General features: G+C 58.5%; 12 protein-coding genes. 6 read left to right on the forward strand and 6 right to left on the reverse strand.

What is annotated here, in order from left to right:
* Positions 1-2: 2 nt before the first annotated feature.
* Positions 3-1,142, reverse strand: a complete 1,140-nt coding sequence (locus ACF8LI_RS03370; RefSeq protein ID WP_203400954.1) for a helix-turn-helix transcriptional regulator — start codon at positions 1,140-1,142, stop codon at positions 3-5.
* Between the two features lie 118 nt (positions 1,143-1,260).
* Here ACF8LI_RS03370 and ACF8LI_RS03375 point away from each other — a divergent pair, with 118 nt between their 5' ends.
* Complete coding sequence (locus ACF8LI_RS03375; protein ID WP_046239085.1) at positions 1,261-2,061, forward strand: SprT-like domain-containing protein; 801 nt, start codon at positions 1,261-1,263, stop codon at positions 2,059-2,061.
* 66 nt (positions 2,062-2,127) lie between these two features.
* Here the strand turns inward: ACF8LI_RS03375 and ACF8LI_RS03380 are convergent, their stop codons facing one another.
* The 5 genes from ACF8LI_RS03380 to ACF8LI_RS03400 all read right to left on the reverse strand — a co-directional run bounded on the left by ACF8LI_RS03380 (position 2,128) and on the right by ACF8LI_RS03400 (position 9,300).
* Positions 2,128-2,565 carry an OsmC family protein gene (locus tag ACF8LI_RS03380; RefSeq protein ID WP_016447025.1) on the reverse strand — a complete coding sequence of 146 codons (438 nt, stop codon included), beginning with the start codon at positions 2,563-2,565 and terminating at the stop codon, positions 2,128-2,130.
* A gap of 158 nt (positions 2,566-2,723) precedes the next feature.
* Positions 2,724-4,127, reverse strand: a complete 1,404-nt coding sequence (locus tag ACF8LI_RS03385; RefSeq protein WP_392412021.1) for an MFS transporter — start codon at positions 4,125-4,127, stop codon at positions 2,724-2,726.
* Between the two features lie 120 nt (positions 4,128-4,247).
* Positions 4,248-5,546 (reverse strand): hypothetical protein, encoded by a 1,299-nt coding sequence (locus ACF8LI_RS03390; protein WP_203400953.1) that lies wholly within the window; start codon positions 5,544-5,546, stop codon positions 4,248-4,250.
* Positions 5,543-7,960, reverse strand: coding sequence for a hypothetical protein (locus tag ACF8LI_RS03395; protein WP_392429730.1), 2,418 nt, complete (start codon positions 7,958-7,960; stop codon positions 5,543-5,545). The genes ACF8LI_RS03390 and ACF8LI_RS03395 overlap by 4 nt, the downstream gene beginning before the upstream one ends.
* A gap of 101 nt (positions 7,961-8,061) precedes the next feature.
* Positions 8,062-9,300: an alpha-xenorhabdolysin family binary toxin subunit A gene (locus ACF8LI_RS03400; protein WP_392412025.1), complete on the reverse strand. Its 1,239-nt coding sequence runs from the start codon at positions 9,298-9,300 to the stop codon at positions 8,062-8,064.
* A gap of 487 nt (positions 9,301-9,787) precedes the next feature.
* On the opposite strand from ACF8LI_RS03400, the gene ACF8LI_RS03405 reads away from it, so the two are divergent.
* The 5 genes from ACF8LI_RS03405 (at position 9,788) to ACF8LI_RS03425 (ending at position 15,727) form a co-directional block, all read left to right on the forward strand.
* On the forward strand, positions 9,788-10,723 hold the full coding sequence (locus tag ACF8LI_RS03405; RefSeq protein ID WP_392412033.1) for a restriction endonuclease: 936 nt from the start codon (positions 9,788-9,790) through the stop codon (positions 10,721-10,723).
* Between the two features lie 299 nt (positions 10,724-11,022).
* Positions 11,023-12,036, forward strand: coding sequence for a nucleoid-associated protein (locus ACF8LI_RS03410; protein ID WP_392412026.1), 1,014 nt, complete (start codon positions 11,023-11,025; stop codon positions 12,034-12,036).
* Positions 12,037-12,038: 2 nt separating this feature from the next.
* Positions 12,039-12,974: a hypothetical protein gene (locus ACF8LI_RS03415; protein WP_392412027.1), complete on the forward strand. Its 936-nt coding sequence runs from the start codon at positions 12,039-12,041 to the stop codon at positions 12,972-12,974.
* A gap of 2 nt (positions 12,975-12,976) precedes the next feature.
* Complete coding sequence (locus tag ACF8LI_RS03420; RefSeq protein WP_392412029.1) at positions 12,977-14,104, forward strand: hypothetical protein; 1,128 nt, start codon at positions 12,977-12,979, stop codon at positions 14,102-14,104.
* A 579-nt stretch (positions 14,105-14,683) separates the two neighbouring features.
* Complete coding sequence (locus ACF8LI_RS03425) at positions 14,684-15,727, forward strand: hypothetical protein (protein ID WP_392412031.1); 1,044 nt, start codon at positions 14,684-14,686, stop codon at positions 15,725-15,727.
* Positions 15,728-15,945: the final 218 nt, after the last annotated feature.

Genomic DNA, 15,945 nt, shown 5'->3' on the forward strand with positions numbered 1-15,945 from the left:
ACTCACCTCGGCTGCAGGGATTGCAGCAGCCCCACCAATTCCACCTGCCGGTGGCAACCTGTCTTGCGCATCAGGTTCTTCATGTGGGTGCGCGCCGTATGCCAACTGCACCCCTCTATCCGGGCGTAGTCCTTGACGGTCCTGCCCGTGGCAAGCAGCACCGCCAGACGCGCTTCCGAGGGCGACAAACCCAGCGCTTCCTGCACGAGTCCGGGACTCGGGCCAGAAAATGGCGTACCGGCATCCGCCATTACCAGCAAAGCCATGGGCCGCTGGCGGAACGCAGCGGCATGGCTGGGCTTGAGCGGCAGGACCGTCACCATCAACCGCAACGCAGAGCCTGCCGTCAGGCACAGCGCCCCGGCCAGGCCCTGTGCATGATGGCCGCAAGCCTGGGCCACAAGATGCAGCAGTTGCGCCTGGGCCTGCCCGTCAACGCAGCGCAGCAGGCCGTGGCGCACAGACAAGGCTTCGCAAAAAGCTGCCAGCAGGCAGTCGGCCGAGGGGTTGCAGTAGTGGATGCGGCAATTTGAATCCACAAGTGCAATGCCTTGCGGCAAGTTGTCCAGGGCTGTGAATCCCAAAGCCGCCTGCCGCGCCAGTCCGCCCATGTGCATGCGCAGGCGGGCGGCACGCGCCAGATAGGGCATCCACTGCTGCATGAAGACCCGCTCCTGTACGCCATAGGTTCCACGGTCCGTGGGACGCATGAAACCCAGGAAGTCCTGCGTCCCCCCCTCGTCGCGCACCTTGACACCCAGCGTGTTGCGAAGTCCGTGGGGCGCCAGCACATCGACGTAGACCGCATTGCGCGACATCTCCCATGCGCTGAAGTGCTCATGGTCGAGCATGAACTGGCCCTGGGGCAGGCTCGCCACGACGGACATGCGCAGGTCCTCGCCAACGTAGTGGGTTTCGTATTCACGCAATTTATCGGCATCGATGCCCGCCAGGTCGTGGTTGTGCACGCTCTCGACCACCCCGCCACCAGTGCTGCCCAGCGTGAAGAAATGGAAAACGGACGCGCCCAGCGCCTGCCGCATGGCGTCCAGCGCAGACTGCCAATCCTCAGCGGAAAGTACTCCGTCGTACAGCAGTCCCGGTATATGGCAACTGGCACCCTGTCGATCAATAAATTTCATGGAAATGAATTATTGATTCTTTATGGCTATTTTCAATCAGACAGCTCTGAATTTCGATACCGGTCTTGCCAAGTCGATTTGGGGCAATGTTCACATGGTTGTATTGCACAATCCATCAATGCCCGCCGCCCCCGTCCGCTCCGCACCCACGCGCGAAACCTATTCCGAACTGCAGCAGGCCTACGAGCACTTCAACCAGCGCCTTTTTGACGATGCCCTGCCCCACTGCCTGATCACGCTGCAGCGCGAGAAACGCACCTGCGGTTATTTCTCTGCCGCGCGCTTTGCCTCGCTGGACGGCAGCACCACCGACGAGATCGCGCTCAACCCCGCCTACTTCGCGGCGGTGCCCATCATCGAGACGCTGCAGACCCTGGTGCATGAGATGACGCACCTGTGGCAGCACCACTTCGGCAAGCCGGGCCGTGCGCGGTATCACAACGAGGAATGGGCGGACAAGCTGGAATCGCTGGGCCTCATGCCCTCGTCCACGGGCCGGCCCGGCGGGCGGCGCACGGGCGACATGATGGCCGACTACGCCGTGGCGGGCGGCCCCTTCCTGGCGGCCTGCGATGCCTTGCTGACCACGCGCTTCCAGCTGAGCTGGTACGACCGCTTCCCGGCCATCGAGCATGTGGTCACGGGCCAGTGGAGCATGGCCACGCAGCTCCAGGGCATGCAGGGCACCCAGCCGCCCATGTCATCCGTGCCCGCCCTGGCCGAAGCCGTGCGGCCCGTGGGCACCTCGGTGGCGGTGCCGGGCTCCACCACCGGCGAGACCACCGTGCAGCCCGTCAACAAGTCCCTGCGCGTCAAGTACCGGTGCGGCGGTTGCGCGGCGCCTGTCAATGTCTGGGGCAAGCCGGGGCTGAACCTGATCTGCGGCGATTGCGGCAAAGGCTTCACAGCCCAGGATTGAGCACTCGGCAAGCCAGAGTGCTTCACCTGCCCCGCCCCACCTCCCGGCACAAGCGCCTGTGCGGACTCAATGCAGCAGCGTGGCCACCAGGGTCACCTCGGGCACGCCTGCCAGTGCCTTGGACAGCGGGCACTGGGACTTGGCCTCCTGCGCGATCTTCTGGAACTGCGCATCGTCGATACCAGGCACCTTGGCCTGCAGCGTGAGCGCGATGCGGTCGATCTTGAAGCCCTCGCCATCCTTGGCAAGCCGGACCTTGGCCGTGGTGTCCAGCATCTCGGTGGCGATGCCCGCCTTCTCGCAGGCAAAGGCAAAGGCCATCGTGAAACACGCCGCATGCGCGGCGCCCACGATCTCCTCGGGATTCGTTCCCTTGCGGTCATCCCCGAAGCGGCTGCCAAACCCGTAGGGATGGTCCTTGAGCGCGCCGGTCTCCGTGCTGATGCGGCCCTGGCCGGTCTTGCCTGCACCTTCCCAATGGACGGAAGCGGTTTTCTCGGACATGTGTTTCTCCTGTGCGTTGGTTGGACAAGCCGCCATCACAGCACATGCGCCACAGAGCAAGGCGTGGTCCCGGGGCGCGCCAGCCCCTGCGCGCACGTCCTACAGAGCCAGGCTTAAACACTCATCCAACGATCTTTGTGATGGCAAAGCCGGCCTCCTCACCCCACAAACACCTGCCGCGTATCCGTTCGCCCCACGATCACCGCCGCCAGCACCGCCGCCCCGGCCGCAACCCCAAAATTCGCCAGATAGGCCGCTTGGGCCGAAGTCTCCAGCAAGGCCGCGAACAGCGATCCGCCAATGGCCAGGGTGGCCGCCACGGCAATGGCCTCGCACAGCTGCAGGGCCGAGCTGTTGGCGCCCTGCTCGCCGGGCGCGGACATGGACAGCGTGAGCACCGACAGGCTTGCCGACAGCAGGCCCATGCCCAGCCCCGACACGATCCAGCCCGCCACCGCCACCCACACGGGCACGGCCGGCCAGGCCACGGATGCCGTCAGCAGCACGCCCGCCAGCACCGCGCTGGTGCCCACGCGCAGGAAGCGGTGACGGCTCCAGCCGTTGCGGCTGTGTCCCTGGTACCAGGAGGCCGAACACCAGCCCAGCGCACCCGCGCTCAGCACCAGCCCCGCCATGGGCGCTGACAGCCCGTGCTCGCGCGCCAGCACCAGCGGCAGGAACGCCTCGGCCCCGAAGAATGCTGCAAACACCAGCCCCCGTAGGGCGATCACGCTGGGCAGCCCGCGCCCGGCGCGCAGCGTGCCGGCCGGCAAGAGCTTCCAGGTGCAGACCAGCGACAAGGCCGCGGCCACCGCCACCGCCCCCAAGGCGCCCGCCGATTGCCTTTGCCCGCCCACATACAGAAGGCAGATGCCCGTGGCCGCGCCCAGAGCCCACAGCCCGCGCCGCACACCGCCCTGCATGCCCTGGCCATGGCCGCCCAGGCCCTGGAGCGACGGGCGCAGCATCGCCCCGGCCGGCAAGGCCAGCAGGGGCACGCCCAGGAACACCCAGCGCCAGCCCAGGTGCTCCACCACCAGGCCGCTCAACGCCGGCCCTACCAGCGCGGGCACCACCCAGGCCGTGGCAAACGCCGCAAAAATGCGCCGCCGCAGTGCCTCGGGATACCGCCGGCCCACCAGCACATACAGCGCCACCGACATGCCACCGGCCCCCAGCCCCTGAACCAGCCGCCCCGCCAGAAACACCGGCATGGAAGGCGCAAAGCCCGCCAGCAGCAACCCCGCCACAAAACACGCCATGCCAGACCACAGCGGCGCCGCCGGCCCGCGCGCGTCGCACCAGCCGCCGGCCACCGTCATGCCCACCACGCTGGTGGCCAGGGTCACGCCAAAGGCAACCGCGTACAGCGGCACCCCATCGAGCGCGCGGGCCACCGCTGGCATGGCGGTGGCCACGGCCAGGGCCTCAAAGGCAATCAAGGCCACCAGCGAGACGATGCCGATCGTCGTCAGGCGGTAGGGGGAGGACAGGATGGACCAGCTCTCGGCGGTCGTCGGCCGGACCTGATCGTCCAGCGTGAGGGAATCTTGATGGGGCATGGATGCTTCTTGGTTGCAGGGTCTGCGCCGGCCATGGCGCAGTGCCATGGCGACGAGAAGCCTGGAGCATGCAACCTCAAGTGCGGTTGAGATCAAGGGGGTCCTGCCCCCAAGCGCCTCTTACCGATCAATCACACGCCAATACTGGCCAGAGGAGCGGCTGGTGGCCGGCAGCATGACGGCAATGCCATGGTTATTGGCCGTATCCAGCACGACGGCATCCGACAGGAAGCGGTTGTAGAGATGGAACTGACCCGGCAGGTCACTGGGCGCACAGCGCCATTGCTGGCCGCTGAAGCGTGGCGAGTCTCCCGCCGACGCCGTCATCTTCAGTTCAAGATGCGGTTTCCCCGCCACGCTGGTGACATCGAGCGCCATGGTGCCCGGTCCGAACGCCGCATTCTGGACCAGCCAGTAGCCCTTGCCGGTGCGCAGGAACCTCCATCTGTCGGCGCCCACAATCATGGCCGGGAAGGAAATCTGCCATGGCTTGACGTTGTACAGCCCCGGGGGCGACACAAGGCCCGTGCCCTGCAGCAGCGCTACCGCGTTGCGCCTTTCGCTCCAATACAGGTTCTGCAGCCCGACCCATTGGCGGTCCTTGAGCATGGGGCATTGGTCGTACAGGTAGTCGCCCGTCTCGTAGCGCCCAAATTCCGCATTGCTGAGCCGCTGGGCCGAGAGCGCGTGCGCCTCGGCGTAGATCCGCGCCAGTTCCCGCATGGCGGCCGTCATGGCGATCAAGGGCGCAGACGAGCCGCGCACCGGCCTCACCGGCAAGATGCGGCGAGCATTTGCAAGGTCGGAGGCCACGGCCCGCCAGCGCAACGCCAGGGTGCTGAATTCCGTTGCCATCGCCTGCGGCGCGGGCCCAAGGCGGACCACCGCGTTTGCCGGTGGCGGTTGCCTGGCATGGTGCGCGGCGGCCACGCGAAGCAGCGAGGCATGACTTTCCAGCTGCGCCACGACGGGTGCAGCCGCCGCTATGGCCGCATCCATCTCCGTCTCGACGGCTGCGACACCCGCATTCCATCGGGCCTCGTCCAGCGGCGCGTCGGGAGCCAGCGAAACGGCATCCAGCTGGTCGCACAGCTGCTGCAAACGCCCGACGGCCTGCCCCAGCTTTTGCACCGTATCGGCCAGCCCGTCGATACGGGCACGCAGCGTGCCCCAAGCGGCCGATGCTGCCTTCAGCGCAGGGAACGACTGCATGCTCTCCAGGCTCCTTACCAGCGTCATGCGGCCGCTGGCATCGTCCAGATCCAGCCCGGTCAGGAACGAGAACTCGGCGATATCGGTCCATACCTGCCGTGCGACTGGCTCACGCGCGGGCTCGGCTTCGACGCGGCAGCTCGCTGCCATGGCGCCACCGCAGCACAGCGCCGTGGCAGCGGCGGGCAGCCACAGAAGCCGGCTCATCTGGCGGCAGTGCCGGCCATCAGCAGGCGCAGGGCCCGAGGCGCTGCCGGCATCCGTCGGGGCTCCAACACTTCGATCAGCCACGTCGTGAACGGCGTCGGGCAGACATCTCCCAGGTGCTGCGAGAACTCGATCTGGTCGCCGGCGTAGGTGAAGTTGATCTTCAGGGGCGAGCAGAAAAGCCTCTCGTCCCCGTTGCCCGTGCTGTCGTGAAAGTCGCTGCCGGTCACCATGTCGATATTGATGCGCTGGGCCGAGACATCGGCAAACTCCAGCCAGGCCTGCACCGACGAAAGGCGGATGCGGCGGTAGCTGGCCAGTGCCGGATGGCTGGTGGCAATGGACAGGCTGATGGGCTGCCCATGCGCCAGCTGCTGCAGCAGCGCGGCGTCAGTGACCCGCAATTCCCGCCGCAGATCCCCTTGGGTCCTCGCATTGGCCGCCTGCGCGCTGGCGTGGTCTGCCAGCAGGGTGGCGTGTGCATCTGCCATGGCAGCGGCCGTGCCCGGCATCGAAAGACGGTGGCCGGGCTGCTTGCCTGTCTCGTAGGCCTGTGCGGCACGGACCCCGAAGCAGTCCACGAAGAAGCCGCGGCGCACACTTTCTGCCCTGAGGGTGATTTCCCCCTGCAGCCGCGAGCTGCGCTCCAGCTCTGTCAGCGCCTGCTGCTCCAGCGCCTGCAGGCGCTTGCGCTTGCCGATCACCGCAACGTACTCCAGCTTCAGCGTGGCAAGCTCACGGGCAATGGCATTCTTGGATGCGCTTTGCTCAGCCAGCAGGCGGCCATAGACGGCCACTTTCTGCACCTGTGTCTTGAGGGTGTTGGCAGCGTTGCGCACGGCCGCCTCGGTGCCTTCCGTGGCAAGCACCAGATCCAGCCGGTTGACTGCATCGTTCTCCAGCACCGTCCAGGCGGCCTTGGCTTCATTGGCATCCGGCATGAGCGCAAGTGCACGCATGGTGTCGCCCAGTTCCCGGGAAATCCCCTCGACATCCAGCCCGCCCAGCGGCCCACGGATCACCGGCAGCACCGCATTCAATGCGCCCTTGGCGGGATCCACCAGATTCTTGAGCGTGCTGGAGTTGTGCCTGGCCCATTGCAGCGGAATGGCAAACGACTGGCCCAGCGCCTTCAGCGCCTTGAGCGGGCCGTCTATGCTGCCGCCAAGCGTCTTGGCCTGCCCGTACAAGTCCTTCAGGCCGAGCACGCCTTTCTGACCGGTCTCGGTCAACGCCTTCGGATCGGGCGGCACGCCCACGCACAGGGCGGCCACACTGCCCGCGACTGCGATGACGCCAAAGGCGATTTCCAGGCTCATCTTCACGGTGCGCACGATCTGGGCAACGTCGCTCTCCAGCTTCAGCCGCATGGCGGCAAGTTCCGCTTCAAGCTCCTCCTGGCGCACCGTGCGTGCGGCGCGGTCAAGGGCCTCGATCTGCTGAATCAACCGCTGCTCCAGCTCGGTGCAACGTGCCTCCAGCGTCTTGAGGTCCAAGGTGTCCCGGTCGGCAAACGCCTGCGCGACGCTGCCCACGGCACCTGCCAGCTCGCCGCTGGCGCGCAGGCTGCGCAGGTGGGCCTCCATGGCCGCCATCACCTCCTGCCGGGCCTTGGCCAGCGACAGGTAGCTTCCGGCGCTCAGATCGGGAATCGGCCTGGCCAGCCCGTCAACGCCCATGACCGGCAGCAGACGGTGCAGCGAACCCGCCGCCTGGATCAACTCGCCAAACCCGGACTCGACCCCTGACCAGCGCGTGATCCAGGCCAGCGCCTCATGGCACAACGCCAGTTCGGCCGCGCTGTGGTCGCTATGGCCGGGCCTGCCCGCCATGCCGGCGCTCAGGGCAAACAGCGCGGCCAGCACCCTGTGCATCGGCTCGCCATGCTCCAGCAGGCCGGGCGGCACGGGGGTGTGCTTCACCACAGCCCGGTTGTCCTGCCACAGGAAATTGCTGAACCGCGGCCGCGCCACCGTGTCCCAGGCCCCCTCCAGCGCATAAGGGGTGTCGCGCGTGGGGCCGCCGTACAGCGTGAACCGGCCCTCCACGGCTTCCACAAAAATGCGCACCCTGCTGAGCTCGTTGCCCTCGTCATGCAGCATGCGCAGCACCGTCGTGCCTTCGGAAACAATGCGGCGGGCAACCACCGTCAGCCGCCGCACCGCGCCGTCAAGCCGCCTGTCGAACCCCTCGGGCACCACCACGGTATCGGCATGGATGTCCAGCGCCTGCAGGCCAGCCGCGTCGGCCTCGTCCAGCGACACCTTCAGGTCCACCACCAGATCGGCCACGGTGCCGAGGGGATTGAAACTGCCGTCCGGCGCGCGGCCACCGCTGCAGACCAGCGGCCCTGGCGGCAGCAGGCCCTCGGCACGGTAGCGATCGATCAGGGTTCGCAATTCAATGGGAGACATCGCGGCAGTGAGCGCGGGAGTCATTGCTGAAGTCATGGCGGGTGGTTCCAGGTAAGGCACTGCACCTGTGCAGCGGTGGGACAAAGGCCGGAGCAGATCGCTCAGGCTGCCTTCTTGCTGGCAAGCTCCACCAGTTGGTCCACGCTCTGCGCCTTCTTCGGCGTGCCGCCAAAACGGCGGAAATGGTCTGCCTGTCCGGCGACACGCGCCCAGCCCTTCTTTGCCGTGCCCAGCACCACCGTCAGGCTGAACCAGTTTTCCCCTTGCAGGGACTTGCGGCCGGTGGTGCTCAAGACCTTGTGCATGTTGCCCAGATCGGCAGAAATCGCGCGCCATGCATCGCCCAGCGTCTTGAGCTTGGGACCCAGGTCTTCAATGCTCTTGCTGATGCTGTCAAAGCGATCATTGCTGCGGTTGTAGTAGCCGATGAAGCGCTCGTTCGTCGCCATCGTGGCCTGGATGGTTCTCACCTCATCCACCTTCTCGGCAATCTTCCCTCGCGTGACCGCCAGGTCCGCACCCACGCCGATATCCACCCCCGCCAGAATCAGCGGCCCGAAAAGCGGAATCGCCAGATAGGCCGGAGACGTGGACAGCACGATGACTTCATTCTTTTCCTTGCGGCGCAGGGCCCTCAAGTCGTTCTCCAGCTTCTCCACGGCGGCCTTCAGCTTCTGGTTGGCAGCACCCTCGGCGCCCAGAGTGGTCGTGAACTTCTGCTTTTGTCCATTGAACGCGGTCTTGCAGGCATTCAGGCGCATCAGTATTCCGTTGCCGTTGTCCAGAATGGAGTTCTGAAGCGCAAAGGCACGCACCGAACGCGCATTGGCGTCTTCAATCAACTGCTCCAGCGCGCTGCTGAAATTGCGCTTGATCTGCTCCGAACGCCCGCTGGGCGTATCGCTTTCCCAAACCTTGACCAGGGCCTTCCATTTCGCTTCCACCGCCGGCTCCGCCGATGGGGTGGGCGCTCCCTCCAGATCAAAACGGTCCACCAGCTCGATCAGCCGCTCATAGGTGGTTGCCGCCACATCGTTGTACTGAACGATATCGTCGGCAAGGGTCAGCATCTTGTCCTGCACATCGGCCTTGAACTTCTGGCCGACACCCTTGAGCGTGACGAACAGCTCCACCGCTTCGGAAAACTCCGGCCTGAAAGCATCCTGCTTCTGCATGCCCAGCATGGCGCGCATCAGCTCCGTGGTGGTCGGGTTGTCGGTGACTGCAGACTCGAAGAACGTCGTCAGCCCGATCCAGTCCTCTGAACTGAGAACGGAGATTCCCTTGTAGATATCGGCAGACGGTGTGAATGCATTCGTTGAATTTGCAGGGTCGGACATGGCGAAGGCTCCTGATGGTGAAAGGCCGGATCCGGCCTCGAATCGGCGTGCAAACAAGCGGCGGCGTTGAAGAAATGACCGCACCGCAGTCATCGCCCGCCCTCCTTTTGCGCTCCAGTCGCCCGGATGCTAGGGAGCCAACATGGCCCTGTATGTCCCCCAATCAAGTGACACAAATTCATACAGCACTGGGTATAAGGACAGCAGCCGGATTGCTCTCTTACACCCCAAGGAGCCTGTCCCCTGCGCGACCCATGGCAATGAGCACGATCGATCCATTGCCCCAAATGACAAGGCAAGGAATTTCGCAGACCAGGCATACACCACCTGCTATGCAATCAATAGCGCATTGCACGCATTCATTGCCATCCAGAAGACATCGTGAATGTCAATTTCTCTTGATTTCACCGCACCCATTGACACAGGAATTCGCCTCACCCATAAATGTTGCAAAATGTTCGGCAATTTGAACGATGGAGGAGCGGGAGTGGCAAGAAAACGAAAGACCAGCACGGCAGAAGACCTCATGGATCTGATCGCCATGCTGCCCTGGTGGGCAGGCATTGCATTGGCACTCGCCAGCTACATGGTGCTGCACTCCATTGCCATCCGTCCCCTGCCTGCAGCACAAAGCCCGCAGCAAATCGGCCAATTGGCCACCACGGCCATATGGCAGGGCCTGGCTACCGGTGGCCAGTACATCTTGCCCCTCATCTGCCTGGCCGGCGCGGCCATTTCCGCTGTGCGCAAGCGCCGCCGCAGCCGATTGTTCGAAACCACCTCGGCTAGCTCAAGCGCGGATGCGCTGAACAACATGTCATGGCGAGAGTTTGAAACACTGGTGGGTGAGGGATTTCGGCGGCGCGGCTACAGCGTCAAGGAAACCGGTGGCGGCGGGCCTGATGGCGGCGTGGACCTGGTCCTCTCGAAGGATGGCGAAAAGACACTGGTGCAATGCAAGCAGTGGAAAGCCTTCAAGGTGGGCGTTTCCACGGTGCGCGAGCTATATGGAGTCATGGCTGCTGATGGTGCTGCTGCCGGCTTTGTGGTGACCTCTGGCCGCTTCACTCAGGAAGCTGTGGCCTTTGCTGCGGGGAGGAATATCCACCTCATGGACGGCGCCGCGCTCATGAAATTGCTGAAGGAAGCAAAGGCCCAGACAGGAGCGGCTTCAGCCATCAAGACTCGGACTTCTGCCCCTTTGGCGAGCCCCGTGCCCGTATCCGGGCTCATCAAGACGGAACCCGCTTTTGACACAGTGCAACCGGCTGCCGCCTCAATACCCGGCTGCCCTCAATGCGGGAAAGCCATGGTTCAGCGGGTTGCCAAGCGAGGGCCTGCGGCTGGGAAGGCGTTTTGGGGGTGCTCGGGGTTTGGTGCGGGGTGTCGAGGGACTCGGGAGATGGTTGGGGAGGGGAGTTAATTTTTTTTCGATCGCCTGCTTCGATCCGTTGCGTTCTCGCAAGGTCAAAAGCCAGCGCCTTCCTTCTGCGCTTGCTGTTAGTCAGCGTATCGGCCACGAAGGTTCGTTCTCGGTCAGAGCTGCAGGGCTATACAGCTATCTTTTTGAAGGAAAGCGCGAAACGGAGAAGAAGGGGTCAACGAATGAAAAGCTATGAACGTGCTACCGTGGAATTTCAGCAGGAAAATAGTAGTTAATGGAGTGTTACATTTGTTTTGTACTGCGCGGTAGTCGCAGCAAAAATCAGGAGGAAGGCCGAGATGTTTGATATCAGCTCAGCACGAGTCGTGCGCTGCGTAGTTCACCAGGTCGGAAATCGACTTAGAGAAGAAGGTTGCGAGCTGTCACAAAAAGAAGTTCGAGGCACATCTGAGTTGCACGGCACGCTGCTTAGACACTATCTCGCCCCACTCGTCAAGACCGGTAAAGAATTTGAACTTTATCACGAATCGGACATAACACTTAATGCTGTTCGTCAGTTCTCCGCCAGAATTTTTTCTGAGAAAGATGACTTCATAAGTCTTAGCCGAAATTTGGCTAAGCAGTTATACGCAGCCTCCACACATCCAAGTGTCGCAGCAGGTGAATTTATTGCAATACTTTTCCATGATGTGAGAATCGATGGCGAATCAAAATTAGCGTTAGGCCTATACAAGATTGAGCAGCGCGAGACCTTCTTAGATGTGGAGCGAACCAGCAACTCTATTAATCTAATTGAACTAAGCGGAATATCCGTCTCGAATATTCAAAAAGGGGCTGTTATTATAGGAGATTCATTCAATATGCTTGTCAAGGAATCCGGCGGCCAACAGACAAAGTATTGGGTGGAGGCGTTTCTAAAAGCGAGGCCAAGACAAACGGAAAAATCAAAGGCTAAACTGGCAGCGCAATTTTTAAAACAGGTTTGCTCCAGAATCGACGGAGAGGCCGGAATGTCACTGCGCCGCGATCTATTAGATGTATTTTCAGAAAATGATACACTGAGATATCGTGATTTCGAAGAGATCTCTGAACGATATTTAGATAGAGATGAGGTAAGTCGCCTCACGCATCAACTAGAAGATCAATCGGGCTTTTCATCGCTCGCAACAAGCGAAATTGATTCGGCCATATTGAATCGCCAGACAAAAAATACGCTGCGCCAGTACCCTTTGGGCGACGGCGTCGGCATAACAATCTCGAATCCCAATGCACGGTTAGATAAATGCTCCATAAGCAAGACAGCACATGGCTATCGGGTAATTATAGATGTCGACATTGAAACTGGAGAATAGCAATGGCAGGGGAGAAATCTAAAAGTTCAGGCGAAAATGGGGAGAAGATCGCTAGAGGCATCTTAGACCGGGTTGGATGGGGGAGTGGCCTCAGAAACGTACCAATCAAATGTAACACCCCCTCGCATAAGAACAACGCGGGAAACCAAAAAACCAGTCATGGCGAAGATCAGATCTTTATTTACAATAACCCATTCCACGATACAAGAACGGATGTGGTTCATGTATCTGTAAAAAATAAGCTGGGCGCATATCCATCATCTGAGGCGACGCTGAAAAGGGAATTCAAAGAGCATCTTGCTGAACTACACGAGGTTATTGAATGTGCGAGGTACAGCGAAGAAATATCACAGGTCATATCAGTTTTTAAGGCGCGCAAACACATATCTCACTCGGGCTTGCTCGTGTGGGTTCACAACGATAACGAAGATATCGACCGAGACATCAAGCCGACATTGTCAAAGATTCGACTCGAACAGGATTCCGATGTACCAATTTACCTGATAGACAGTGGCCGAGCCGGATTTCTGTGGAAAGTGATGGATGATATCAAGCAGCGGAATAAACCCTGGAGTTTTTTTTATCCGATAATTGGGACTGTTACGACAGTAGATGAGGCTCGAACCGGACCTTCCTTGCCACTTGAGTTAATTGCATCCGATGTGATACCAATCGTTTTGCACGACGGCGACAAGACGGAGATGATTCTCTATGCAAACCAAGCGTTTAGTGCCGATGGATATAAAAAGCTGATGGCTTACGGGTTAAGGTTTTGTACTAGCTTGGTTACCACTATCAAGATTGGTATGCCCGATTACAACGCCGCCACAGACAAGAGTCAAGCAGATTTGGCACGACTAGCTTTTTCCGGCCGGACCGAGAAGATAGAACCCTTCTCATTTAACCGCTCCTTCCTTTCGCTTTTGAATGAGGGCTGATTATGAGCACAGCGCAAGCGATTGATCTTAAATCAACCATCGTCTCCGGCTCCGACCTTCGTATTCTTCTTGGAAGCGAGCATGTAAGCTACGGCGATATTTATGCCGCACTGAAGGAAAAAGGTATATTTGTTGGAAATTCAGAAAAATCAATAACGATTCCACTACTTTCGGCAACCCTCTTAACTCCCGACAACTTTACCCGATTAATTGAAAATGGCATCAATCGAGAGTCACTTCCAAAAGTTAAGGTAGCGGGATTAGGTCTTGTTGCCCAGGAATCTGATTGGATAACCCCACTAAAGAAGGATCTGTTCGATGATTCATTTGACATCTTGGGTTCAATGTCTGGAGTGGACTTTGTAACGAATCCAAGAATTATCGTTGATGGCAACAAGATATCCATTCCGTACCAAGTAGTGAGACAAGATTACAGCAAGGACTGGATTCAAAGGGAGCTTAGTTTCGATGCTCAAGTTACTATTGAGCGCCAAGACGGAACATTGAAGCTCGAATTCACATCGACTCACTCTTCGAAGGAGACTGAACAAGTTAATAAAAAAATAACCGCTCGCATTGCAAAAATCCTTCATGGGAAAAATCTTGTGAAGGAAGACGAGCCGCTTTCGGTCACTTTTGGCTCATTGAGTAACGAAGAGCGAGTTCGCTACTTCAAGCGACTTACCGCAGGGCACGCGGGCTGCCTATCTCCAGGTTGTGTAAACGATATTGACATCTGCCTTGATGCAAATGGCCCGGCGCTGCCAGACGATCCACAGATTTCTTGGATGAGCCAGACCGTTAGGCGATTTAACGTTGACGGTGAGCGACTTAACGACATTTTCCTCATCAACGACGAGAAATATTACAAGCACTACTATATCTTGAAGATGGATGTGACTTTTCCCTTTAAGGTTATAGCAAATGAGGGGGAATGCAGAGTCACATTCTCCTTCAGCGGCCCCCGAACAGTCTCACCCAGTTCAGAACTAATATTTGAAGTAGTACGTTGGTCTTACAACGACTCCCCGAATTCTGATGCAAAGAAGCTAATTTCCTCCGAAGTCCTAAATGGAATTAGGTCGGTTATCGAACAAAAGTTCAATCAGGCAATCACGGAACGGACATAGTTAATCTCAACATCGCTTAAGAGCATGTCTACGGCTCGAAGGGCAAGCGCTTGTCGGCAGAAACCTGGGCACAGGTCCGACTGCCCCACTTGCAAATGTCGGAACGACGGAGGCTTCCTTTGATCCCTCCCTCGCGAGCTCACCTTTACAAGAGACCCAAAGCGCATAAAGCCAGAACGGCGCAATAACTGCCGATTGTCATCTCTGCCGCAAACGGCAGAAGTCAGCTTGAGGCCGTTGCAGCTTCAGCGGCTTTTGGCCGGTGAAAGCTCACTGCTACGGGCTGCTACTCGCGCTAAACCACCATCTATATGGATTAACCCACGCGGATATTTAGCAGGGCTGAAAGTTCAGCACCAAGGAGTTCAATGGATTTTTGGTCAACAGCGTCTATAACCTGAAGAAAATATTTCACCGACCTTTAGGTCTATACAATCATCATTCCCCATATAATTTACTGATGAACAAAACCCATTAAGAACACTTATTAGATTCAGGCATGATATGCCTGATCCATTTGTCAAATAAGCGCATAATTATCCGAAAATTTGATATAAATCAAACATTCTTGGAGGCACTATGAAATACGTCATTACCAATAAAAAAGAAATATCATCATCCATCGCCGAATTTCAGAGGCGAATAGCATCGTTGGCCCAGAGTGAACAACGCATGGAGTGGGCCTTCCCAAATGGGGAGAAGGCGAAGTGCATCACTTATTTGCTGACGACTGATCTCGGCGAACTCCTTATCGCAGTTCCTAAGAAATGGAAGGGCCGACAAGCTCATCTGTTTGCTCTTAATCATGAGGGTGGCACGCTCGCGCCAGATGTAGAAATCAACATTCCGGATGGTTTGGCTCGCAGGGTATCAGGTGTTTACGTAAATAGCGGCAAGAACTTATTGATTTGTCATAGAGGAGGATTCACCGCATACCGCGGTAAAATTCCAAAAGAAGTCAGCCTCTCTTACTTTGAAAAGTGGCTCGTTGCAGTAAAAGATGATGATAAGGAAGCAAGACTTATCAGCATAACATCATTAAAATCAAACAGCCTTGCAAACGATATTGCAGAGTTTGTGTCTGCGGTCTCAGAAATGAAGAATCAGTTCAAATCCGGCGAATTTGTTACTGCAGAAAATATACAGAGCTCCAATTGGCGCGACGGAGCTGAGTTTGAAGGGAGCAAATCCTCTGGAGAGGCTCATCCACCAAAGGATTATGAATATCTTCATGGCCCCTTGTGTAATGCACTTCGACGGCAACTGAAAAACCTGGTCAATGAATTTTCCACCGTTAATGTTTTTTCAAACAGAAATGTTGACGTTGCAATTGTGAATAAAATTTCAGGTATAGCCGTCGCGATTTTCGAGGTCAAAACATCAGCGTCCCTTTCTGGACAATTGTACTCCGCTCACGGACAGTTAGCCTACTATAAACATAAATATGGCAATGAAAAGACTGCACTCTTCTTAGTTTTACCAAAGGATTCACAAGGACAAATGAACAGCCTCAACTTTTTTGAAGATGCGGGAATTGAGGTGATCTATGGCGAGAAGGAAGAATTTATTGCGACGAGCAATTTATCCTTTTCCGACATTGTGATACGTTGTATTCATGCATAACACAACGTCATCAACTCGTGCCGCAAAACTCGCAGCTACTTCGTCACGCTGCTTCTTGCCGCCGCATATGATGATCGTTGATTGCCTGCTTCTTGATATTACCAGCAGTTCTTAGTCGAGAGCGGTACTCAATACACCCTTCTCAATGTGCCCCACTCCCTTACCCGACCACGCAGAAAGGCCACGCATTATGAGTGGCTAACACCACTTCGTCACAG

It is taken from the genome of Delftia sp. WSY_12, assembly GCF_043104645.1.
In the GTDB taxonomy this organism is placed as follows: Bacteria; Pseudomonadota; Gammaproteobacteria; order Burkholderiales; family Burkholderiaceae_C; genus Comamonas; species Comamonas tsuruhatensis.

Bases quoted from the DNA above. Each gene is read 5' to 3' on its own strand.
- ACF8LI_RS03410 (WP_392412026.1), top strand. From the start codon at position 11,023: ATGTTTGATATCAGCTCAGCACGAGTCGTGCGCTGCGTAGTTCACCAG.
- ACF8LI_RS03370 (WP_203400954.1), bottom strand. From the start codon at position 1,142: ATGAAATTTATTGATCGACAGGGTGCCAGTTGCCATATACCGGGACTG.
- ACF8LI_RS03380 (WP_016447025.1), bottom strand. From the start codon at position 2,565: ATGTCCGAGAAAACCGCTTCCGTCCATTGGGAAGGTGCAGGCAAGACC.
- ACF8LI_RS03385 (WP_392412021.1), bottom strand. From the start codon at position 4,127: ATGCCCCATCAAGATTCCCTCACGCTGGACGATCAGGTCCGGCCGACG.
- ACF8LI_RS03415 (WP_392412027.1), top strand. From the start codon at position 12,039: ATGGCAGGGGAGAAATCTAAAAGTTCAGGCGAAAATGGGGAGAAGATC.
- ACF8LI_RS03400 (WP_392412025.1), bottom strand. From the start codon at position 9,300: ATGTCCGACCCTGCAAATTCAACGAATGCATTCACACCGTCTGCCGAT.
- ACF8LI_RS03420 (WP_392412029.1), top strand. From the start codon at position 12,977: ATGAGCACAGCGCAAGCGATTGATCTTAAATCAACCATCGTCTCCGGC.
- ACF8LI_RS03425 (WP_392412031.1), top strand. From the start codon at position 14,684: ATGAAATACGTCATTACCAATAAAAAAGAAATATCATCATCCATCGCC.
- ACF8LI_RS03375 (WP_046239085.1), top strand. From the start codon at position 1,261: ATGCCCGCCGCCCCCGTCCGCTCCGCACCCACGCGCGAAACCTATTCC.
- ACF8LI_RS03390 (WP_203400953.1), bottom strand. From the start codon at position 5,546: ATGAGCCGGCTTCTGTGGCTGCCCGCCGCTGCCACGGCGCTGTGCTGC.
- ACF8LI_RS03395 (WP_392429730.1), bottom strand. From the start codon at position 7,960: ATGTCTCCCATTGAATTGCGAACCCTGATCGATCGCTACCGTGCCGAG.